Origin of the sequence: Streptomyces sp. NBC_00310, assembly GCF_036208085.1 — a bacterium.
Classification (GTDB): domain Bacteria; phylum Actinomycetota; class Actinomycetes; order Streptomycetales; family Streptomycetaceae; genus Streptomyces.
The window spans coordinates 4,522,551-4,544,613 of sequence record NZ_CP130714.1 but is presented as its reverse complement, the minus strand read 5'-3'; the positions used below and the strand labels follow the sequence as shown (position 1 = coordinate 4,544,613).

Sequence of the window (22,063 nt, the reverse complement as noted above, 5' to 3'; positions counted from 1 at the left end):
GTCCGGCCGACAGCGGCTCAGCGGGCGGGCCGATCAGCCGTGACTCACGCAGGCGGCGCGAAACCGGTGCTCGGCCGCCCGTCAGAGGGCTCCTGCGGCGACTCGGGGGCCACCGGCGCGGGGGGAACGACAGCGCCGGGACCACCGGCCCCGGGACCAGCACCTGCGGCTCCCGCCGGCGGTACGTACCCGGGGGCGCTCGGAGGCGGGGCCGGGCTCACATACCCCCCAGGCGGCGCATACGCCGGAGCGACCGGAGGCTGAGCCACCGGCGCACCCCACCCCGGCCCACCGACCGGCGCCCCCGGTACGACCGCACCGGGCGTACCGGCAGGACCCGGCACGCCACCCCCACCCGCACCGGCCGAGCTCCCGAACGCATGGCGAGCCTCCCGAGCCTGCCGCTCGTGCACCACGGCCGCCAGATACGCGCCCGGGGGAACCCCGTACGGCGCCGGAGCGCCCGTACGGGCGGCCAGATCCGAGGCGAGACGTTCCGCCATGGCCGCGCCGACGTGCGGGTCCAGCTGCCGCATCCGCGTCAGGTACTGGCGGATGGCCAGCCACAGACCGTCCGGAACGGCGGACAGGTCGAGCTCGGAGAACTGCCCCGCGAGCCAGGGCGGCGGAGGAGGCACGAACGCCGCCTGCCCGGCCGGAACCCTCTCCCGCACGACCAACGTCCCCGCGAACACGTCACCCAGCCGGCGACCCCGCGCCGACACGAGCGAGGCGATGCAGGCGACGACCCCGAACGTCATCAGGATCTCGACCACCCCGACCGCCCCACGCACCAGCGCGTGCCGGAACCGGATCGGTCCACCGTCGTCCCGCACCACCCGCAGCCCGCACGCCAGTTTTCCCAGCGAGCGCCCATGGCTCAGCGTCTCCACCGCGATCGGCCCACCCACCAGGACGAGCAGGAAGCTCGCGACGGATATCGCCATCTGGGCCGCCTCGTCGAGGCCGGCCGTCGACAGCACCAGGATCAGGACCACCGCGAGGTAGACGACCATGGCCACGATCAGGTCGAGCAGCACGGCCAGCGCCCGGCTCGGCAGCTTCGCGGGACGCAGCTCCAGCGCCACCGCCTCGCCCGTCACTAGCTCACTCACACCCGTAGTCCTTCCGGTTTCATCCCCTGACCTGCCCCGAGAGTGGCCAGTCTGCCAAGCTGAGGTCACATCGCGCCGCAGTACGACCAGTACGACAAGCCGACACGCGGTATGAGAGGGACGAGGAGCAGCACACCCGATGGACCTCGATGTCTTCGTGTCCGCCCATCGCGCGGAGTGGGACCGCCTCGACGCCCTGCTCCGCCGCCAGCGCCGCCTCGACGGAGCCGAGGTCGACGAACTCGTCACCCTCTACCAGCGCACCGCCACCCACCTCTCGCTGATCCAGTCCAGCGCCCCGGATCCTCAGCTCACCGGGCGCCTCAGCCAACTGGTGGCACGCGCGCGTAGCGCCGTGACGGGAAACCGACGGGCCTCCTGGCGCGACATCACCCGCTTCCTGACCCACGGCTTCCCCGCGGCTGTCTACCGTTCCCGCCACTGGTGGGTCCCCACCGCGCTGCTCTCCACCCTCGTCGCCGTGCTCCTGGGGTGGTGGATCGGCACCCACCCGGAGGTCCAGGCCAGCATCGCGGCCCCCGACGCCCTGCGCGAGATGACCCGCCCCGGCGGCCAGTACGAGACCTACTACTCGAGTCATCCCGCCGCGTCCTTCGCGGCCCAGGTATGGACGAACAACGCCCAGGCCGCCGCGATGTGCCTGGTCCTGGGCATCTTCCTGGGCCTGCCGGTCCTCTGGATCCTGCTCCTGAACATGCTCAACCTGGGCGTGGGCATCGGCCTGATGACCTCGGCCGGCCGCCTCGACGTCTTCCTCGGCCTGATCCTCCCGCACGGCCTGCTGGAACTGACCGCTGTCTTCGTGGCCGCAGGCACGGGCCTGCGCCTCGGCTGGACCGTCATCGACCCAGGCCCCCGCACCCGCCGTTCGGCCCTGGCCGAGGAGGGACGAGCCGCCCTGGGCATGGCGATAGGCCTGGCGCTGGTCCTCTTCATCTCCGGCGCCATCGAAGGCTTCGTCACCCCGTCCGGCCTGCCCACCTGGGCCCGCATCGGCATCGGAGTCCTCGCCGAGCTCGTCTTCCTCGCGTACGTCTATGTCCTGGGCGGACGAGCTGTCAGGGCCGGTGAGACGGGCGATGTCGAGGAACACGAACGAAGTGCCGCGGTCCCCGTGGCCGCCTGATGTGCGTTGACCCCCGTCGGGCTGTTAGTCTCCTCTTCGTTCCCGCAAGAGCCGTTGACACGGTGCGTGTGGGGAGGTAGATTAGAACAGTTGCCTAGAGGTGGACATGCCCCAGGCGGCAGTGAAATCTATCGGCTTGTCGTGCAAAGCAATTTCACGAGTGAGCCCTATCCGATGAATCAGGAACGAGTGGCCGGTCAGTCCGGCGAAAAACTTCTGATAAAGTCGGACTCGCCGAAAGAAAGTCGCAAGGCAATCAATTAGGCACGGCCCTCCAACGGCCACCGGAAATGAATTCCGACCGGGAACGGAACGGAAAACGGATCTGGTAGGGTTGGAAACGCAAGACCGAAGGGAAACTGCCCGGAGGAAAGCCCGAGAGTAGCTTGGGTGAGTACAAAGGAAGCGTCCGTTCCTTGAGAACTCAACAGCGTGCCAAAAATCAACGCCAGATATGTTGATACCCCGTTCCCGGCCGGTTTCGGTTGGGGCGAGGTTCCTTTGAAGTAAAACACAGCGAGGACGCTGTGAACGGTCGGGCTTATTCCGCCTGACTGTTCCGCTCTCGTGGTGTCGACCCGCGCTTTTCATTAAGCACAGTCGGGAAAACATTCACGGAGAGTTTGATCCTGGCTCAGGACGAACGCTGGCGGCGTGCTTAACACATGCAAGTCGAACGATGAACCACTTCGGTGGGGATTAGTGGCGAACGGGTGAGTAACACGTGGGCAATCTGCCCTTCACTCTGGGACAAGCCCTGGAAACGGGGTCTAATACCGGATACAACACTCTCGGGCATCCGATGAGTGTGGAAAGCTCCGGCGGTGAAGGATGAGCCCGCGGCCTATCAGCTTGTTGGTGAGGTAACGGCTCACCAAGGCGACGACGGGTAGCCGGCCTGAGAGGGCGACCGGCCACACTGGGACTGAGACACGGCCCAGACTCCTACGGGAGGCAGCAGTGGGGAATATTGCACAATGGGCGAAAGCCTGATGCAGCGACGCCGCGTGAGGGATGACGGCCTTCGGGTTGTAAACCTCTTTCAGCAGGGAAGAAGCGAAAGTGACGGTACCTGCAGAAGAAGCGCCGGCTAACTACGTGCCAGCAGCCGCGGTAATACGTAGGGCGCGAGCGTTGTCCGGAATTATTGGGCGTAAAGAGCTCGTAGGCGGTCTGTCGCGTCGGATGTGAAAGCCCGGGGCTTAACCCCGGGTCTGCATTCGATACGGGCAGACTAGAGTGTGGTAGGGGAGATCGGAATTCCTGGTGTAGCGGTGAAATGCGCAGATATCAGGAGGAACACCGGTGGCGAAGGCGGATCTCTGGGCCATTACTGACGCTGAGGAGCGAAAGCGTGGGGAGCGAACAGGATTAGATACCCTGGTAGTCCACGCCGTAAACGGTGGGAACTAGGTGTTGGCGACATTCCACGTCGTCGGTGCCGCAGCTAACGCATTAAGTTCCCCGCCTGGGGAGTACGGCCGCAAGGCTAAAACTCAAAGGAATTGACGGGGGCCCGCACAAGCAGCGGAGCATGTGGCTTAATTCGACGCAACGCGAAGAACCTTACCAAGGCTTGACATACACCGGAAACGGCCAGAGATGGTCGCCCCCTTGTGGTCGGTGTACAGGTGGTGCATGGCTGTCGTCAGCTCGTGTCGTGAGATGTTGGGTTAAGTCCCGCAACGAGCGCAACCCTTGTTCTGTGTTGCCAGCATGCCCTTCGGGGTGATGGGGACTCACAGGAGACTGCCGGGGTCAACTCGGAGGAAGGTGGGGACGACGTCAAGTCATCATGCCCCTTATGTCTTGGGCTGCACACGTGCTACAATGGCAGGTACAATGAGCTGCGAAGCCGTGAGGCGGAGCGAATCTCAAAAAGCCTGTCTCAGTTCGGATTGGGGTCTGCAACTCGACCCCATGAAGTCGGAGTTGCTAGTAATCGCAGATCAGCATTGCTGCGGTGAATACGTTCCCGGGCCTTGTACACACCGCCCGTCACGTCACGAAAGTCGGTAACACCCGAAGCCGGTGGCCCAACCCCTTGTGGGAGGGAGCTGTCGAAGGTGGGACTGGCGATTGGGACGAAGTCGTAACAAGGTAGCCGTACCGGAAGGTGCGGCTGGATCACCTCCTTTCTAAGGAGCACTTCTTATCCGGCTTTGCCGGATCAGAGGCCAGGACATCAGCGAACGACTGATGCTGGTTGCTCAAGGGTGGAACGTTGATTATTCGACCGGTTCACGGGTCGGAGGCTGTGAGTACTGTCCGTAAGGGCGTGGAAAGCATGATCTCCGGACGTCGATCGGGTCGGGCACGCTGTTGGGTGTCTGAGGGTATGGCCGTTCAGGTCGCCTTCAGTGCCGGCCCCAGTGCACTCGGACTTCTGGTCCGGGGTGATGGGTGGTTGGTCGTTGTTTGAGAACTGCACAGTGGACGCGAGCATCTGTGGCCAAGTTTTTAAGGGCGCACGGTGGATGCCTTGGCACCAGGAACCGATGAAGGACGTGGGAGGCCACGATAGGCCCCGGGGAGTCGTCAACCAGGCTTTGATCCGGGGGTGTCCGAATGGGGAAACCCGGCAGTCGTCATGGGCTGTCACCCTTGCCTGAACACATAGGGCAAGTGGAGGGAACGCGGGGAAGTGAAACATCTCAGTACCCGCAGGAAGAGAAAACAACCGTGATTCCGGGAGTAGTGGCGAGCGAAACCGGATGAGGCCAAACCGTATGCGTGTGAGACCCGGCAGGGGTTGCGTATACGGGGTTGTGGGATCTCTCTTGATCAGTCTGCCGGCTGGTCGGCGAGTCAGAAACCGTATGGGTAGGCGAAGGACATGCGAAAGGTCCGGCGTAGAGGGTAAGACCCCCGTAGCTGAAATCTGTACGGCTCGTTTGAGAGACACCCAAGTAGCACGGGGCCCGAGAAATCCCGTGTGAATCTGGCGGGACCACCCGCTAAGCCTAAATATTCCCTGGTGACCGATAGCGGATAGTACCGTGAGGGAATGGTGAAAAGTACCGCGGGAGCGGAGTGAAATAGTACCTGAAACCGTGTGCCTACAAGCCGTGGGAGCGTCGCGTATCGAGCTTTGCTCGGTGCGTCGTGACTGCGTGCCTTTTGAAGAATGAGCCTGCGAGTTTGCGGTGTGTTGCGAGGTTAACCCGGGTGGGGTAGCCGTAGCGAAAGCGAGTCCGAACAGGGCGACTTTAGTAGCACGCTCAAGACCCGAAGCGGAGTGATCTAGCCATGGGCAGGTTGAAGCGGAGGTAAGACTTCGTGGAGGACCGAACCCACCAGGGTTGAAAACCTGGGGGATGACCTGTGGTTAGGGGTGAAAGGCCAATCAAACTCCGTGATAGCTGGTTCTCCCCGAAATGCATTTAGGTGCAGCGTCGTGTGTTTCTTGCCGGAGGTAGAGCACTGGATAGGCGATGGGCCCTACCGGGTTACTGACCTTAGCCAAACTCCGAATGCCGGTAAGTGAGAGCGCGGCAGTGAGACTGTGGGGGATAAGCTCCATGGTCGAGAGGGAAACAGCCCAGAGCATCGACTAAGGCCCCTAAGCGTACGCTAAGTGGGAAAGGATGTGGAGTCGCACAGACAACCAGGAGGTTGGCTTAGAAGCAGCCACCCTTGAAAGAGTGCGTAATAGCTCACTGGTCTAGTGATTCCGCGCCGACAATGTAGCGGGGCTCAAGCGTACCGCCGAAGTCGTGTCATTCATACAATAGGGCCAACGCCTGTATGGATGGGTAGGGGAGCGTCGTGTGCCGGGTGAAGCAGCCGCGGAAGCGAGTTGTGGACGGTTCACGAGTGAGAATGCAGGCATGAGTAGCGATACACACGTGAGAAACGTGTGCGCCGATTGACCAAGGGTTCCTGGGTCAAGCTGATCTGCCCAGGGTAAGTCGGGACCTAAGGCGAGGCCGACAGGCGTAGTCGATGGATAACCGGTTGATATTCCGGTACCCGCTGTGAAGCGTCAAACATTGAACCAGGCGATGCTAAGTCCGTGAAGCCGTCCCGGACCCTTCGGGGAAAGGGAAGTGGTGGAGCCGACGGACCAGACTTGCAGTAGGTGAGTGATGGGGTGACGCAGGAAGGTAGTCCATCCCGGGCGGTGGTTGTCCCGGGGTAAGGGTGTAGGACGTCAGGTAGGTAAATCCGCCTGGCAATAGTCTGAGACCTGATGCCGAGCCGATTGTGGTGAAGTGGATGATCCTATGCTGTCGAGAAAAGCCTCTAGCGAGTTTCATGGCGGCCCGTACCCTAAACCGACTCAGGTGGTCTGGTAGAGAATACCGAGGCGTTCGGGTGAACTATGGTTAAGGAACTCGGCAAAATGCCCCCGTAACTTCGGGAGAAGGGGGGCCATCACTGGTGAGAGGACGTGCTCTTCGAGCTGGGGGTGGCCGCAGAGACCAGCGAGAAGCGACTGTTTACTAAAAACACAGGTCCGTGCGAAGCCGTAAGGCGATGTATACGGACTGACGCCTGCCCGGTGCTGGAACGTTAAGGGGACCGGTTAGTCACTCTTCGGGGTGGCGAAGCTGAGAACTTAAGCGCCAGTAAACGGCGGTGGTAACTATAACCATCCTAAGGTAGCGAAATTCCTTGTCGGGTAAGTTCCGACCTGCACGAATGGCGTAACGACTTCTCGACTGTCTCAACCATAGGCCCGGTGAAATTGCACTACGAGTAAAGATGCTCGTTTCGCGCAGCAGGACGGAAAGACCCCGGGACCTTTACTACAGTTTGATATTGGTGTTCGGTTCGGCTTGTGTAGGATAGCTGGGAGACTGTGAACTCTGGACGCCAGTTCAGGGGGAGTCGTCGTTGAAATACCAGTCTGGTCGTGCTGGATGTCTAACCTGGGTCCGTGATCCGGATCAGGGACAGTGTCTGATGGGTAGTTTAACTGGGGCGGTTGCCTCCCAAAGGGTAACGGAGGCGCCCAAAGGTTCCCTCAGCCTGGTTGGCAATCAGGTGTTGAGTGTAAGTGCACAAGGGAGCTTGACTGTGAGACCGACGGGTCGAGCAGGGACGAAAGTCGGGACTAGTGATCCGGCGGTGGCTTGTGGAAGCGCCGTCGCTCAACGGATAAAAGGTACCCCGGGGATAACAGGCTGATCTTCCCCAAGAGTCCATATCGACGGGATGGTTTGGCACCTCGATGTCGGCTCGTCGCATCCTGGGGCTGGAGTCGGTCCCAAGGGTTGGGCTGTTCGCCCATTAAAGCGGTACGCGAGCTGGGTTTAGAACGTCGTGAGACAGTTCGGTCCCTATCCGCTGCGCGCGCAGGAATATTGAGAAGGGCTGTCCCTAGTACGAGAGGACCGGGACGGACGAACCTCTGGTGTGCCAGTTGTTCTGCCAAGGGCATGGCTGGTTGGCTACGTTCGGGAGGGATAACCGCTGAAAGCATCTAAGCGGGAAGCCTGCTTCGAGATGAGTATTCCCACCCACTTGATGGGGTAAGGCTCCCAGTAGACGACTGGGTTGATAGGCCAGATATGGAAGCCCGGTAACGGGTGGAGTTGACTGGTACTAATAGGCCGAGGGCTTGTCCTCAGTTGCTCGCGTCCACTGTGTTGGTTCTGAAACCACGAACAACCCCATTCCCTTGTTTGGTCACGGGGGATGGTGCGGTTGAGTGTTTCATAGTGTTTCGGTGGTCATAGCGTGAGGGAAACGCCCGGTTACATTCCGAACCCGGAAGCTAAGCCTTACAGCGCCGATGGTACTGCAGGGGGGACCCTGTGGGAGAGTAGGACGCCGCCGAACAAATATTGCGAAAGGCCCACACCTTATGGTGTGGGCCTTTTTGCGTTTCCGGGTTCTCCTCTTTTTGGGATTCCTGGCCAGAGGAGTTGGCAGAGGGATTGATGGATCAGAGACGTCCTGCCGCCTTCAGCGCCAGATAGGCATCCGCCAGGGCCGGCGCCAGGTCGTCCGGAGTGGCGTCGACGACCGTGACGCCGTGTCGGCGGAGTTGTTCGGCGGTGCGGTGACGGTCCGCCTGGGCCTGGGCGGCTGCTGCGGCCTCGTAGACGGCATCGGTGGTGCCTCGGGAGTCGGCCATGCGGGCGATGTGCGGGTCGGCGACCGAGGCCACCAGGACCGTATGGCGCTGGGTGAGGCGGGACAGGACCGGGAGAAGGCCCTGTTCGACGGGGGCCGCGTCGAGGGTGGTGAGGAGGACGATCAGGGCGCGGCGGGGGGCCGTACGGAGTGCGGTGGCTGTGAGGCCGCGGGCGTCCGTTTCGACTAGTTCGGGTTCGAGCGGGGCCATGGCGTTGACCAGGGACGGGAGAACGTCGCCCGCTGTGCGGCCCTGGACGAGGGCTCGTACGTGGCGGTCGTAGGCCAGGAGGTCCACGCGGTCGCCGGCGCGGGAGGCCAGAGCGGCCAGGAGAAGAGCCGCGTCCATGGAGGCGTCGAGGCGGGGCGCGTCACCCACACGGCCCGCGGAGGTTCGGCCGGTGTCCAGGACGAGGAGGATGTGGCGGTCGCGTTCGGGGCGCCAGGTGCGTACGGCGACCGAGGACTGACGGGCCGTGGCGCGCCAGTCGATGGAGCGGGTGTCGTCGCCGGGGATGTACTCGCGGAGGCTGTCGAACTCCGTGCCCTCGCCTCGGGTCAGGACGCTGGTGCGACCGTCGAGTTCGCGCAGGCGGGCCAGTTTGGACGGCAGGTGCTTACGGCTGGTGAACGGCGGGAGCACGCGTACGGTCCAGGGGGCTTTGTGACCGCCCTGTCGGGCGAAGAGGCCGAGGGGGCCGTACGAGCGGATCGTGACCCTGTCCGCCTGGCGGTCGCCGCGGCGGGTGGGGCGCAGCCGGGTGGTGACGCGGCGGCGCTCGCCCGGAGGGATCGTGAGGCGGTGGCGGGAGGCGGCCACTTCGGAGCCGGGCAGCCAGCTGCTGGGGGGCCATGCATCGCGGAGGTGGGCGCGCAGGGGACGGTTGGAGGGGTTGGTGACCGTGAGGGTGACGTCCGCGGTTTCGCCCAGGCGTGCGGAGGTGTCGCCGGAGCGAATGAGGCCCAGGCGGCGCACTGGTGCGGCCAGAGCGTAGTCGCAGGCGCATGCCAGGGCCAAGGGCGCGTTCACGGCGAGGATGCCCGTCCAGCTGGGCTCCCAGATGCCTACGGGGAGGGTGCCGAGGGCCGCGAGGAGTGCGGCGCGTCCGGTGGGGGCCATCAGCGGGGGACGGGGACGTGGGCGAGGATCGCGTTGATGACCGAGTCGGCCGTCACGCCTTCCATCTCGGCTTCCGGGCGGAGCTGGACGCGGTGGCGGAGGGTCGGGAGCGCGAGTGCCTTGACGTCGTCGGGGATGACGTAGTCGCGTCCCGTAAGCCAGGCCCAGGCGCGGGAGGCCGCGAGCAGGGCCGTGGCACCTCGGGGGGAGACACCGAGGGTGAGGGACGGGGATTCCCGGGTGGCGCGGCAGATGTCCACCACGTAGGCGGTGATCTCGGGGGAGATCGTCGTCTTGGCCACGGCGGCGCGGGCGGCTTCGAGGTCGGCCGCGTTCGCGACGGGGCGTAGTCCGGCGGCGCGCAGGTCGCGCGGGTTGAAGCCCTCGGAGTGGCGGGTGAGGACGTCGATCTCGTCCTGGCGGGAGGGGAGCGGGACCGTCAGTTTGAGGAGGAAGCGGTCCAGCTGGGCCTCGGGCAGGGGGTAGGTGCCTTCGTACTCGACCGGGTTCTGGGTCGCCGCGACCAGGAACGGGTCCGGGAGTGGGCGGGGGGTGCCGTCGACCGTGACCTGGCGTTCCTCCATGGCCTCCAGCAGGGAGGACTGGGTCTTGGGCGGGGTGCGGTTGATCTCGTCGGCGAGGAGCAGGTTGGTGAAGACCGGGCCGGGCTGGAAGGAGAACTCGGCGCTGCGGGTGTCGTAGACGAGGGAGCCGGTGACGTCGCTCGGCATGAGGTCCGGGGTGAACTGGACGCGCTTGGTGTCCAGCTCCAGTGCGGATGCGAGGGCGCGGACGAGCAACGTCTTGGCTACTCCAGGGACTCCTTCCAGTAGGACGTGTCCGCGGCAGAGGAGGGCGACGACGAGGCCGGTCACAGCGGGGTCCTGGCCGACCACGGCCTTGCCGATCTCGGCGCGCAGGGCCTCCAGGGAGGCTCGGGCGGCGTCCGGATCCCCGGTGGTCCCGGCGTTGTCAGTGGTCGGGTCCATCATGAACGGCGTACCTCTCTTTCGAGGGCGTCGAGTTGGTCGGTGAGGGCGATGAGGGCCGTGTCGTCGCTGGGCGGCGGGCCGAAGAGGAGGGCGTGCAGGGGCTGTCCGTCGCCGCGGAGGTGGGCGGACAGGGCGGGGAGCAGGGCCTCGGGCGTGTGTGCCCGGGAGACCGGGACACCTACGAGAGGGGCGAGGCGCGTGCGGGTGGTGGAGCGAAGAGCGGCGGCCGCGCGGTCGCGGGCCCCCGCCTTGCGGTAGAGGCGGGCGCGGCCTTCGACGGTTTCGGAGGCGCGGATCGCGACGGGGAGTTTCTCGGGCACCAGGGGGCCGAGTCGGCGTGCCCGCCACAGGGCGGCCAGGGCTCCGGCGAAGAAGAGTTGCAGGGTGCCCCAGAGCCAGCCCGAGGGGAGCAGGTCGAAGAAGCTGCGGCTGCCGGAGTCGGGGGCCGAGTCGTCGGCGAGCGAGGGGAGGTACCAGACCACATGGGGGCGCGAGCCGAGGAGTTGGAGGGCGAGGGAGGCATTGCCCTGCTCGTCGAGGCTGCTGTTGTAGAGGATGTCGGGAGCGCCGAGGACGACGGTGTCGCCGTCCCCTTCGGCGGCCGGGACGCGCACCAGGGTGGGCAGGCCGTCCTCGGGGTAGCAGGTGTCGGCCGCGCCGGAGACGACGTGGTAGCGGACCCCGCCGGTGTCGGCGCTGCCCGCGCGGCGGGCGGCGGACAGCTCGCAGCGGGGCGTGAGCGTGGAGTCCAGGCTGAGGGCCGCGTCGGCGGTGACTCCGGGCGCGAGGGTGCTCACGGACGGGGGGCCGGGGGCGACGAGGACCGTGCGGCCGTCAGAGGCCTCGGTCGCCGCGCGGAGGCGGCTCTGCTGGGCGTCGGTCAGCAGGTCCGGGACGGCGACCAGGAGGGTGGTGTCGGGGCCGGCCGCGGCGCTCGCCTCGTCGAGAGTGGTGACCAGACGCGTGGACACGCCCCGGTCGTCGAGGAGTTCGGCGACGGCGCGACTGCCGTCGGTGTCGGCGGAGCGCGGATCGAGGCGGCCGTGTTCGGCGCCGGAGCGGATCACGGCGATCACGACGGCCGCGGCCAGGAGGATCACCGCCGCGAGCACGACACCGCGCGCGCGGGTCCACACCTGGCGGGCCGTGGGCGAGACCGAGGTGGACGGGAGCGTGGCCTCGGTGGTCATCCGGCGGCTCCCGGGCGTGTGTTCCGGGCCGTGCTCGCGGTGTCGGCGGCGCTGCTGGCCAGGGCAGGCTTGGTGCGTTCCAGGTCGGTGTCGAGGTCGGCGAGCCGGCGGTACGTTCCTTCGGCCGCGGAACGGCCGCCGTATGTGACGTCGTCGAAGTCCCGGGCGGCGGCGTGCAGTCGGTCCGCGTGGGCGGGGAGCACCGAGCCGGCTTCGGAGGCCGCCTCGTCGGCGGTGCGGCCTGGTCGTACGTCGAGCAGGGCGCGTTCCTCCAGCGAGCGGACGACGGCCCGCATGCGTTCCTGGACGGCCTGGTTCCAGTGGCCCTGGGCGGCCTGCGCCTCGGCGGTCGCGCGGTGTTCGGCGGCGCTGCGGGGGCGGTCGTCGAAGAGCACGGCGGAGGAGGTCGGCGTGCGGTGTGGGGTGCCGAGGCGCCACCACAGCGCTCCGAGGAGGGCCAGTACGGCCAGGACGATGACCACGAGGCCGAGCGTGCCGCCGGGGGTGGCGGCCGAGGCGGCGCCGAACACCTTGTCGAGCCACTCCCAGAAGGCGTCCATGGCGCGCTCGTACCAACTGGGGTCGTTCTCGTGGTACATGCCCTTGGACAGTTCGCGCCGGGCCGCCTCCCGCGCGGGGTCGCGCGGGAGGGTGACGGGTGGCTCGTCCGCCGAGCGCCACGACATCGGTACGGCTGTCAGTCCTCCCCCCGACAGACTCACCCCATCAGCTCCCCGGGGTGGCGCCGGGGGCGTCGCCGTAGCCCTGGAGACCGGCGGCGCGGCCCAGCTCGAGGTCGAGGGCCTCGCGGCGGATGCGCTGGTCGATGTAGAGCAGCACGGTGACGCCCGCGCTGATCGGGAAGGTGAGCGTGGACCCGATCACCGCGCCGACGCCGCTGATGACGAGGTAGGTCCAGCCGAGTGCGGTGCCGCCGGTGGCGAGCAGGCCGGAGATGCCGTCGCCGTCCAGGGCCGCGCCCGCGAAGGAGAAGGGGATCACGACGATCGACGCGACGACGTAGGCGATGATCGCGGCGAGCAGCTGGATGCCGAGGACGCGCCACCACGAGCCGCGCACCAGCTTGACGGAGCGGTTCATCGACTTCCCGACGCCCTGCTTCTCCAGCATCAGGGCGGGCGAGGCGAGCGAGAAGCGGATCATCAGCCACACGGTGAGGACGAAGGCACCGAGTCCGCCGAAGAGAGCGAGGAGTACACCCCCGCCGGTGGAGCCTCCGGCGGCGAGAAGGATGCCGGGCAGGACGCCCACGGTCATGATCAGGCCGGCGACCAGGAGCAGCAGGATGGTCAGGCCGCCCAGCCTGAGGAGCTGCGGGCGGGCGTCCCGCCAGGCCTCGGCGATGGTCACCGACTTGCCGAGGACGGCGCGGCTGGTCACGGTCGTGAGCAGGGCCGTCGCGATGATGGTGCCCAGCAGGGAGATCACCATGACGACGGAGGTGCTCAGCAGGGTGTCGCCCAGGGCGCGGCCCAGTTCGCCGGGGGTGGCGGTCGGGTCGTTGAGGGCGTCCGAGCTCGCGGTGTCGTTGAGGACGAGGCCCTGGAGCAGGATGACCCCGATCTGGGTGATGACCGCGACGGCCAGGGAGATGCCGAGGACCGTGCGCCAGTGCGTGCGCATGGTGGAGACCGCGCCGTCCAGGATCTCGCCGATGCCGAGGGGGCGCAGCGGGATCACACCTGGCTTGGCCGCGGGTGGGGGGCCGCCCCAGCCGCCGCCCCAGCCGGGAGTGCCGTAGCCCGGGCCGGGGGCGCCGTAACCGGGGTGGCCTCCCGGGGCTCCGGGGCCGCCTGGCGGGCCGTAGCCGCCGGGGCCGGGGTGCTGGGGGCCGGGGTGGCCGCCCCAGCCCGGGACGGGCGGTGGTGGCGGGGTCTGGCCGGGAGCCTGCGGACTCGGAGCGGACCACTGGGCGGGAGGCGGCTGCTCCTTGGACCACTTGGACGGCGGCTGCGTCTGGTCCGCGCCGGTCTGGTCCGTCGGCTGCGCGGAGCCCTGCTGGTCCGGCTCCTGGCCGCCCGAGGGGGCGGATCCGGGCGAGGCCCAGCCCGGAGTGTCCTTCATCGTCGCTCCTTCACGGTGCCCGTCCGCGGTCGCGGCGGCAGGTTGGCGCCCATCGTGCCACGCGGTGTCCGAGAAGTGACCGGGGGCCGTATGTGCTGCGCACCTTCAATTGTCCGACGGATACGGGGCAGACTGACCGCATGGCTGATCAGTACGCGCGATCCGGCGACGACATCCGGCCGACGGGGATACCCGCGATCCGTTGGGACGAGCCGCCCGAAGGCCCCGTCCTGGTCCTCCTCGACCAGACGAGGCTGCCTGCCGAGGAGGTCGAGCTGGTGTGCACGGACGCGCCCGCGCTGGTGGAGGCGATCCGTTCGCTCGCCGTGCGCGGGGCGCCGCTGCTGGGAATCGCCGGGGCGTACGGCGTCGCGCTCGCCGCCGCGCGCGGGTTCGATGTGGAGGAGGCCGCCGACGCGCTGGGAGGTGCCCGGCCCACCGCGGTGAACCTCGCTGTCGGTGTGCGCCGGGCGCGGGCCGCGTACCGGGCCGAGCTCGGCCGGACGGGCGATCAGAAGCGGGCCGCCGAGGCGGCACTGGTCGCGGCGCGGGCGCTGCACCGGGAGGACGCCGAGGCCAGTTCCCGCATGGCCGCGCACGGGCTGGCGCTGCTCGACGAGCTGCTGCCGGGCGGCGGGCACCGGGTGCTCACGCACTGCAACACCGGGGCGCTGGTGTCGGGTGGTGAGGGCACGGCGTTCGCGGTGGCGCTCGCGGCGCACCGGTCGGGGCGGCTGCGGCGGCTGTGGGTGGACGAGACACGGCCGTTGCTGCAGGGTGCCCGGCTGACGGCTTATGAGGCGGCGCGCAGCGGAATGGCGTACACCTTGCTCACGGACAATGCAGCGGGTTCGCTGTTCGCGGCGGGGGAGGTGGACGCGGTATTGGTGGGCGCCGACCGGATCGCCGCCGACGGATCGGTGGCGAACAAGGTGGGGACGTATCCGCTGGCGGTGCTTGCCCGGTATCACCACGTGCCGTTCATCGTGGTGGCGCCGGTGACGACGGTGGATCCGGACACCCCGGACGGGGCGTCCATCGAGGTGGAACAGCGCGCGGGCCATGAGGTGACCGAGATCACGGCACCTCAGGTGCCGGTGGCGGGAGCAGAGGCGGGAGGCGGGATCGCGGTGGCACCCCTGGGGACCCAGGCGTACAACCCGGCGTTCGACGTGACGCCGGGCGAGTTGGTGACGGCGATCGTCACCGAGGAGGGGGCTGTGTCGCCCGTGACCGCTGATGCGCTTGCCGAGCTGTGTGACAGGTCACGCCAGGTAACGATTTAGTTAATGGGATGATGGCATTCATGAAGGGACGAGTCCTTGTCGTCGACGACGACACCGCACTGGCCGAGATGCTCGGCATTGTGTTGCGTGGTGAAGGTTTTGAGCCGTCTTTCGTAGCCGACGGCGACAAGGCGCTGGCCGCGTTCCGTGAGGCCAAACCGGATCTGGTGCTGCTGGATCTGATGCTGCCGGGCCGGGACGGGATCGAGGTGTGCCGCCTGATCAGGGCGGAGTCCGGGGTGCCGATCGTGATGCTCACGGCCAAGAGCGACACCGTCGATGTGGTGGTCGGCCTGGAGTCGGGCGCGGACGACTACATCGTGAAGCCGTTCAAGCCGAAGGAGCTGGTGGCCCGGATCCGGGCGCGGCTGCGGCGGTCGGAGGAGCCGGCGCCGGAGCAGCTCGCCATAGGTGACCTGGTCATCGATGTGGCCGGGCACTCGGTGAAGCGGGAGGGGCAGTCGATCGCCCTGACGCCGCTGGAGTTCGATCTGCTGGTCGCGCTGGCGCGGAAGCCATGGCAGGTGTTCACTCGTGAGGTCCTGCTGGAGCAGGTCTGGGGGTACCGCCACGCGGCGGACACCCGTCTGGTGAACGTGCATGTGCAGCGGCTGCGTTCCAAGGTCGAGAAGGACCCGGAGCGGCCGGAGATCGTGGTGACCGTCCGTGGTGTCGGATACAAGGCAGGGCCCAGCTGACATGTCCGGTGACAGTGCCGCTTCGGCGCCCGGCCAGCCGGGGACCCGCGCGGAGCGGCCTGTCGGCCGGAAGTCGTCGGGATCCCGCTGGGGGCGTCTCCTGGAGGGCGGGTTGCTGCAGGGCGGAGTCCAGGGCAGCCCGGTCCTGAGGCTGTTCATGCGCTGGGTGCGCCGCCCGCTGCTGCCCGTGATGCGGCTGTGGCGGCGCAACATCCAGCTCAGGATCGTCGTGACGACCTTGCTGATGTCCCTCAGCGTCGTGCTGCTGCTGGGCTTCGTCGTCATCGGGCAGGTCCGTAACGGACTGCTGGACGCCAAGGTCAAGGCCTCGCAGAGCCAGGCCACCGGAGGTTTCACGGTCGCCGAGCAGAAGGCGGACAGCGAGGCGAGCGCGGCCGGGAACGAGAGCGCGGAGCCGGACGGCGACCGCGTGCAGAACGTCAGCGAGTGGATGACCAACCTGGTGAGTTCGCTCTCCAGCGGAGGCCAGGGCGCGTTCGACGTCGTGACGCTCAGCCCCGCCTCCGCCGACGGCGGCCTCGGACCCCGGGTCTCCGGGGGCGTGCAATGGGACCTCAGTGTGCCTGTGGAGCTGCGTGAGCGGGTCGACGACGGCACCAGTGCGGTTCAGAGCTACACACGGATCTACTACGACAACGGCCAGGATCCCCAGCCGGCCCTGATCATCGGCAAGCAGGTCAGCGACCCCAACAGCAAGTCGTACCAGCTGTACTACCTCTTCCCGCTCACCCAGGAGGAGAAGTCCCTGAGCCTGGTCAAGGGGACGCTGGCGACGGCCGGGCTGTTCGTCGTCGTCCTGCTCGGGGCCATCGCCTGGCTCGTGGTGCGGCAGGTCGTGACGCCGGTGCGGATGGCGGCCGGGATCGCCGAGCGGCTGTCCGCCGGGCGGCTGCAGGAACGGATGAAGGTCAGCGGTGAGGACGACATCGCACGGCTCGGCGAGGCCTTCAACAAGATGGCGCAGAACCTCCAGCTGAAGATCCAGCAGTTGGAGGACCTGTCGCGGATGCAGCGGAGGTTCGTCTCCGACGTGTCGCACGAGCTGCGTACGCCGCTGACGACCGTACGGATGGCGGCGGACGTCATCCATGACGCGCGCGTGGACTTCGACCCGGTGACCGCGCGGTCGGCCGAGCTGCTCGCCGATCAGCTGGACCGGTTCGAGTCGCTGCTCGCGGACCTGCTGGAGATCAGCCGGTTCGACGCGGGCGCGGCGGCCCTGGAGGCCGAGCCGATAGACCTGCGGGCGGTCGTACGGAAGGTCGTCAGCGGGGCCGAGCCGCTCGCCGAGCGCAAGGGGACGCGGATACGGGTGCTCGGGGACCAGCAGCCCGTCGTGGCCGAGGCAGACGCCCGGCGAGTGGAGCGGGTGCTGCGCAACCTGGTGGTCAACGCCGTGGAGCACGGTGAGGGCAAGGACGTCGTGGTCAAGCTCGCGGCGGCGGGCGGCGCGGTCGCGGTCGCGGTGCGGGACTACGGGGTGGGACTCAAGCCGGGCGAGGCGACCCGGGTCTTCAGCCGTTTCTGGCGGGCGGATCCGGCACGCGCGCGTACGACCGGCGGTACGGGACTGGGGCTGTCCATCGCCCTGGAGGACGCCCGGCTGCACGGGGGCTGGCTGCAGGCGTGGGGCGAGCCGGGCGGCGGCTCGCAGTTCCGGCTCACCCTGCCGAGGACGGCGGACGAGCCGCTGCGGGGCTCCCCGATACCCCTGGAGCCAAGGGACTCCCGGCGCCATCGTGGCCTCGACGACGCCGGTCTGCCGCTCGGCGGTGGTGGCAAGCTCGCCACGGTGCCGGTCCAGGCCGGTGAGCACGGTGCCGCGAGGACGGCCATAGGGCCCCGGCCGGGCGCCGGACAGGCTCCGACGGCCGATCCGACGGCGCTGCCGGGCAACGGCGCGCGCGTGGTGCCCCGGCCCGGATTGCCGCCCTCGACGCCGCCCCCGGCAGCGTCCGCGCGGCCCGAGGACGGCGCGGGGCGCGCCGAGGAGAGGGCCGCGAGCGATGCGGAGCGGCAGCACGAGCAGGGGGAGGCATTCCGTGGGCGCTGACCGCGCGAAACGCGGCCGCAGGCGTCCGGTGCGGGCGACGGCCTGTGTCGGCATCGGTGCCGTACTGCTGGCGGGGTGCGCCTCGATGCCGGACAACGGTGACATGCGTGATGTCGAGTCCACGCCGAGGCAGGACGCCAAGGTGCGGGTCTTCGCGCTGCCGCCCGCGGAGGACGCCGAGCCGCGGGAGATCGTGCAGGGCTTCCTGGAGGCCCTGACCAGTGACGACCTGAACTACGAGACGGCTCGCAAATACCTGACCGGTGACGCGCTCAAGAACTGGGAGCCGGGCGAGTCGACCACGGTCCTCGCCGAGGCGCCCACCCCGTACACCCAGGTCACGGGGGACGGGCCGGAGGCCGACGAATACCGGTACGTGCTGTCCGGCGACAAGGTCGCCCTGGTGGACGGGCAGCACGCGTACGCGCCCACCGGCGGCGAGTACCGCCGGACCGTGCACCTCACGCGCGTGAAGGACACCCGGCAGTGGCGCATCGACGCGCTGCCGCCGGGAGTGGTGCTCGGCAGGTCCGACTTCGAGCGCAACTACAAGTCCATCAACAAGTACTACTTCACCTCCGCCGCGCAGTCCGGTGAGCCGGGGACGGTCGCCGACCCGGTCTACGTGCGCAGCCAGGTCGATCCGGTGACCCAGGTGGTCCGGGACCTCCTGAAGGGCCCCACCAGCTGGCTCAACCCGGTCGCGAGGACGAGCTTCCCCTCCGGTACGGCCCTGCGGAAGGGCACCCGGGCGCTGACCCCCGACGACCAGAACAGGCTGGTCGTGCCGCTGAACAAGAAGGCCGACCGCGTCTCGGACAGCAGATGCAAGGAGATGGCCGCCCAACTCCTCTTCACCCTCCAGGACTACATGCCCACGGGTGTCGACGAGGTGGAGCTGCAGGGATCGACCGGCGCGCAGCTGTGCGAGCTCGTTGAGGGCCAGGCCGGCATCGTCGCCTCGCACGGCTTCGGCAAGAGAGCGGTGTACGAGTACTTCATCGACGGCGACCACAAGCTCGTACGGCTGTCCGAGCGGGACGCGGTGACCACGCCGACGGCCGTTCCCGGCGCGCTCGGTGAGGGCCAGGAACAGCTGCGGTCGGCTGCCGTGTCGCGTGGTGAGGACCGGGCGGCCGGTGTGTCGGCCGACGGGAGCGAGCTCTACGTGACGCCGCTGACGGCCGGTGGCGCGCTCGGCGATCCTGCGCTGCGCAGTTCCGGTGCGACCGCGAAGGATCGGCTGACGACGCCCAGTTGGGACGGGCGGGGCGACCTGTGGGTGGCCGACCGGAACCCCAAGAACCCCCGGCTGCTGGTCCTGGCGGACGGCATGGGTGAGCCGCTGGAGGTCAGGACGCCCCGCCTCGAGGGACGCATCGAGGCGGTGCGGGTGGCCGCCGACGGGGTGCGGGTCGCGCTGATCCTGGAGAACGAGGGCAAGCGGGCGCTGTACATCGGGCGCATCGAGCGGGACGCCGACGCGGAGAGCACCACCGTCTCGATCGTCGAGCTGCGGTCAGTGACACCGGACCTGGAGGACGTCACCGCCATGTCGTGGGCGGGCGACAGCCAACTCGTGGTCGTGGGGCGTGAACAGGGTGGCGTGCAGCAGATGCGGTACGTCCGGGTCGACGGCTCCCCGACGCCGGGCTCCGGGCCCTCCGCGCTCACCGGTGTGGAGGAGATCGCCGCGTCCGAGGACGAGAGCCAGCCGCTCGTCGCGCACTCGGCCGATGGGATCGTCAGGCTGTCCCCGGGGGAGCAGTGGCAGACGGTGGTCAAGGAAGGGTCGGCGCCGGTCTATCCCGGGTGAGGGCCCGGGGCGATGCGTGCGGTGGGCCTGGTCGTGGGTGGGTGCGGCCGGTGCGTGCCGGACGTGCCGTGCGTGTGGTGCGTGTGGTGCGTGTGGTGCCGCTGGGGGAGGGCTCCGCGGGGGTGTCCCGCGGCGGGCCGCTGCGGTGGGCGGACGTCGAAGGGGCGGTGGCCGGGGGTGCCGGGTGTCGCCCCGCTTGTCCGTCTGTGGCCGGCGGCGGCCGTGGTCCGGTCGGTCCGGCCCTTCCCGCAGGCCCTCCCGCAGGCCCCTCCCGCCGAGCGGAGTTTGTACCTCCCTGGGCTTTCGTGACTCCGGCTCCGGCAGCGGGCGTGGCAGGTCAAACGGGCAGGGCGTCGACGGGGAAACGGGAGTCGAGGGTGCCGGCCGGTCTTTTTGTGGTGGCACTCGGGCTTTTTCGGGCACTCGTCGTTCGTGTGGGTGACAACCCTTCTGCGGTTCCGGTGAGTTGTCCACAGGCGGTTGTCCACAGGGGTGGCGGCGCTCCGCATGCGTGGGCACAGTGGTGGGCATGCGGGGGTGGTGGCAGGACCTCACGGATCTGGTGCTGCCGGCCGAGTGCGGAGGCTGTGGGAGGTCTCGCGCGGTGCTCTGCCCGGAGTGCCGCGCGGCGCTGACCGGGGCCGCGCCGTGCCGGGTGCGACCGGTGCCGGAGCCTGCCGGGTTGCCGGTGGTGCACGCTGCGGCGCCGTACGAGGACGCGGTGCGGGCCACGCTGATCGCACACAAGGAACGGGGGGCGCTGGCGCTCGCCGGACCACTCGGCACGGCCCTGGCGGGGGCCGTACGGGCGGGCGGTGGCGACGGGCCGGTGCTGCTGGTTCCGGTGCCGTCCGCGCGGCGGGCGGTGCGGGCGCGGGGACACGACCCGGCGCGGCGGATCGCGCTCGCGGCGGCCGGGGAGCTGCGGCGTACCGGGACGTCGGCCCGGGTGGCCGGGGTGCTGCGGCAGCGGCGTGCGGTGGCCGACCAGTCGGGGCTGGACTCCCGGCAGCGGCTGGGCAACCTCGCGGGCGCCCTGGAGGTGGCCGCCGGGGGTGCCCGGCTGCTGGGCGGTGGTGTGGTCGTGCTCGTGGACGACCTGATGACCACCGGTGCCTCGCTCGCGGAGGCGGCACGGGCGGTGCGGGAGGCCCGCGACGGCTGGGCGGCCGCGCCGGGCGAGTTCGACGCACGACGAATGGCAAAGGAGGCGAGGTGGACACAAGGGGAAACGGGAATGGTGGACGTGGACGGCGGCGGAGACGGGATCCGCGCGGCGGTGGTCGCCGCGCCGCCCGACTCTTTCCAAATAAACCGGAACTGACAGAGATCTTGCATCGTTGCAGGTAAGGAGAGGGTCAATTCACCTGAACGGAGGTACGTCCCGGTAGAGGGTGACGACATCCGTCCGGGCGAGATATGTTCGGTTGTGAGGGAATGGCCCCGGCCGTTCACCACATATCCGAATGCTGTGCTGCGGGTTTTCTGAATCACCCCGTGCCGGTGGGGTGGAGATCTTGTCCACGGGGGAGGAGGAGGTGGAAGTCACCGAGTCCGCGGTTCCGGGAGCCACCGGAACCTGGTGCACAAGGGAGATGCTCCGCCATTGGAGCGGAGTGATCCGGGAACGGAGTTCTGCGTGGACATCGTCGTCAAGGGCCGCAAGACCGAGGTGCCCGAGCGGTTCCGCAAGCACGTGGCCGAGAAGCTGAAGCTGGAGAAGATCCAGAAGCTCGACGGCAAGGTGATCAGCCTCGACGTCGAGGTGTCCAAGGAGCCCAACCCCCGACAGGCCGACCGCAGTGACCGAGTGGAGATCACGCTCCACTCCCGCGGGCCGGTGATCCGGGCCGAGGCAGCGGCAAGCGATCCGTATGCGGCGCTCGACCTGGCGGCGGACAAGCTGGAAGCCCGGCTGCGCAAGCAGCACGACAAGCGTTACACGCGCCGAGGCGCGCGCAGGCTCACGGCCGCGGAGGTCGCCGACCACGTCCCCGGCGTGGCGACCCTCAACGGCAACGGATACGTCGCCGACGAGGAGCAGCCGGACGGCGTGCCCACCAAGAAGATCGGTTCGCTGGAGGTGAAGGGCGAAGGCCCCCTCATCGTCCGCGAGAAGACCCACGTAGCCTCCCCGATGACCCTCGACCAGGCTCTCTACGAGATGGAACTGGTCGGGCACGACTTCTACCTCTTCGTCGACTCCGAGACCAAGGAACCGAGTGTCGTCTACCGGCGGCACGCCTACGACTACGGCGTCATCCACCTCAGCACGGACCCGATGGTCGCCCAGGCGCATGGGGACGCCGCGGGTGGCGCGCTCGGCGGCTGACCGCGCCGGGTGACAGCTGAGCCGGTGCCCCTGGAGGGCTTGTGCGCCCCCCGGGGGCACCGGTGTGCGACCCCTTGTGGCCCGCTCTGTCACCGCAGCGTCGGCCAGGCATGAAATCATGGCT

General features: G+C 68.2%; 13 protein-coding genes and 3 rRNA genes. 10 read left to right on the top strand and 6 right to left on the bottom strand.

What is annotated here, in order from left to right; genetic code table 11:
• Positions 1-44: 44 nt before the first annotated feature.
• A complete protein-coding gene (locus tag OG202_RS19860) occupies positions 45-1,115 on the bottom strand; it encodes an RDD family protein (RefSeq protein ID WP_327729419.1) in 1,071 nt (356 codons plus the stop codon).
• 139 nt (positions 1,116-1,254) lie between these two features.
• On the opposite strand from OG202_RS19860, the gene OG202_RS19855 reads away from it, so the two are divergent.
• The 4 genes from OG202_RS19855 to rrf all read left to right on the top strand — a co-directional run bounded on the left by OG202_RS19855 (position 1,255) and on the right by rrf (position 8,049).
• Complete coding sequence (locus OG202_RS19855; RefSeq protein WP_327729420.1) at positions 1,255-2,262, top strand: stage II sporulation protein M; 1,008 nt, start codon at positions 1,255-1,257, stop codon at positions 2,260-2,262.
• A 611-nt stretch (positions 2,263-2,873) separates the two neighbouring features.
• Positions 2,874-4,400 (top strand): 16S ribosomal RNA (locus OG202_RS19850).
• A 312-nt stretch (positions 4,401-4,712) separates the two neighbouring features.
• Positions 4,713-7,836, top strand: a 23S ribosomal RNA gene (locus OG202_RS19845).
• Positions 7,837-7,932: 96 nt separating this feature from the next.
• Positions 7,933-8,049 (top strand): 5S ribosomal RNA (gene rrf / locus OG202_RS19840).
• Together the 16S, 23S and 5S rRNA genes form the textbook arrangement of a ribosomal RNA operon.
• 106 nt (positions 8,050-8,155) lie before the next feature.
• On the opposite strand, the gene OG202_RS19835 is transcribed toward rrf, so the two are convergent.
• From OG202_RS19835 to OG202_RS19815, 5 genes are read right to left on the bottom strand one after another with little or no spacing between them, the layout of a single operon-like run.
• Positions 8,156-9,466 (bottom strand): DUF58 domain-containing protein, encoded by a 1,311-nt coding sequence (locus OG202_RS19835; RefSeq protein WP_327729421.1) that lies wholly within the window; start codon positions 9,464-9,466, stop codon positions 8,156-8,158.
• Positions 9,466-10,455 carry an AAA family ATPase gene (locus OG202_RS19830; protein WP_326585801.1) on the bottom strand — a complete coding sequence of 330 codons (990 nt, stop codon included), beginning with the start codon at positions 10,453-10,455 and terminating at the stop codon, positions 9,466-9,468. The genes OG202_RS19835 and OG202_RS19830 overlap by 1 nt, the downstream gene beginning before the upstream one ends.
• On the bottom strand, positions 10,455-11,648 hold the full coding sequence (locus OG202_RS19825) for a DUF4350 domain-containing protein (protein WP_327729422.1): 1,194 nt from the start codon (positions 11,646-11,648) through the stop codon (positions 10,455-10,457). The genes OG202_RS19830 and OG202_RS19825 overlap by 1 nt, the downstream gene beginning before the upstream one ends.
• A complete protein-coding gene (locus OG202_RS19820) occupies positions 11,645-12,334 on the bottom strand; it encodes a DUF4129 domain-containing protein (protein ID WP_326582357.1) in 690 nt (229 codons plus the stop codon). Before OG202_RS19820 ends, OG202_RS19825 begins: the two co-directional genes overlap by 4 nt.
• A gap of 40 nt (positions 12,335-12,374) precedes the next feature.
• Entirely contained in the window at positions 12,375-13,733 is a 1,359-nt protein-coding gene (locus OG202_RS19815) for a DUF7544 domain-containing protein (RefSeq protein WP_327729423.1), read from the bottom strand.
• A 140-nt stretch (positions 13,734-13,873) separates the two neighbouring features.
• Here OG202_RS19815 and mtnA point away from each other — a divergent pair, with 140 nt between their 5' ends.
• The 6 genes from mtnA to hpf all read left to right on the top strand — a co-directional run bounded on the left by mtnA (position 13,874) and on the right by hpf (position 21,939).
• Entirely contained in the window at positions 13,874-15,019 is a 1,146-nt protein-coding gene (gene mtnA, locus OG202_RS19810; protein ID WP_328223225.1) for an S-methyl-5-thioribose-1-phosphate isomerase, read from the top strand.
• A gap of 8 nt (positions 15,020-15,027) precedes the next feature.
• Positions 15,028-15,717: a two-component system response regulator MtrA gene (gene mtrA / locus OG202_RS19805; protein ID WP_189823911.1), complete on the top strand. Its 690-nt coding sequence runs from the start codon at positions 15,028-15,030 to the stop codon at positions 15,715-15,717.
• Between the two features lies 1 nt (position 15,718).
• On the top strand, positions 15,719-17,791 hold the full coding sequence (gene mtrB, locus OG202_RS19800) for an MtrAB system histidine kinase MtrB (RefSeq protein ID WP_326582360.1): 2,073 nt from the start codon (positions 15,719-15,721) through the stop codon (positions 17,789-17,791).
• A complete protein-coding gene (locus OG202_RS19795) occupies positions 17,781-19,607 on the top strand; it encodes an LpqB family beta-propeller domain-containing protein (protein WP_326582361.1) in 1,827 nt (608 codons plus the stop codon). Before mtrB ends, OG202_RS19795 begins: the two co-directional genes overlap by 11 nt.
• 529 nt (positions 19,608-20,136) lie before the next feature.
• Positions 20,137-20,931, top strand: coding sequence for a ComF family protein (locus OG202_RS19790; protein ID WP_327729425.1), 795 nt, complete (start codon positions 20,137-20,139; stop codon positions 20,929-20,931).
• Between the two features lie 315 nt (positions 20,932-21,246).
• Positions 21,247-21,939 carry a ribosome hibernation-promoting factor, HPF/YfiA family gene (gene hpf, locus OG202_RS19785; RefSeq protein WP_405894237.1) on the top strand — a complete coding sequence of 231 codons (693 nt, stop codon included), beginning with the start codon at positions 21,247-21,249 and terminating at the stop codon, positions 21,937-21,939.
• Positions 21,940-22,063 lie beyond the last annotated feature (124 nt).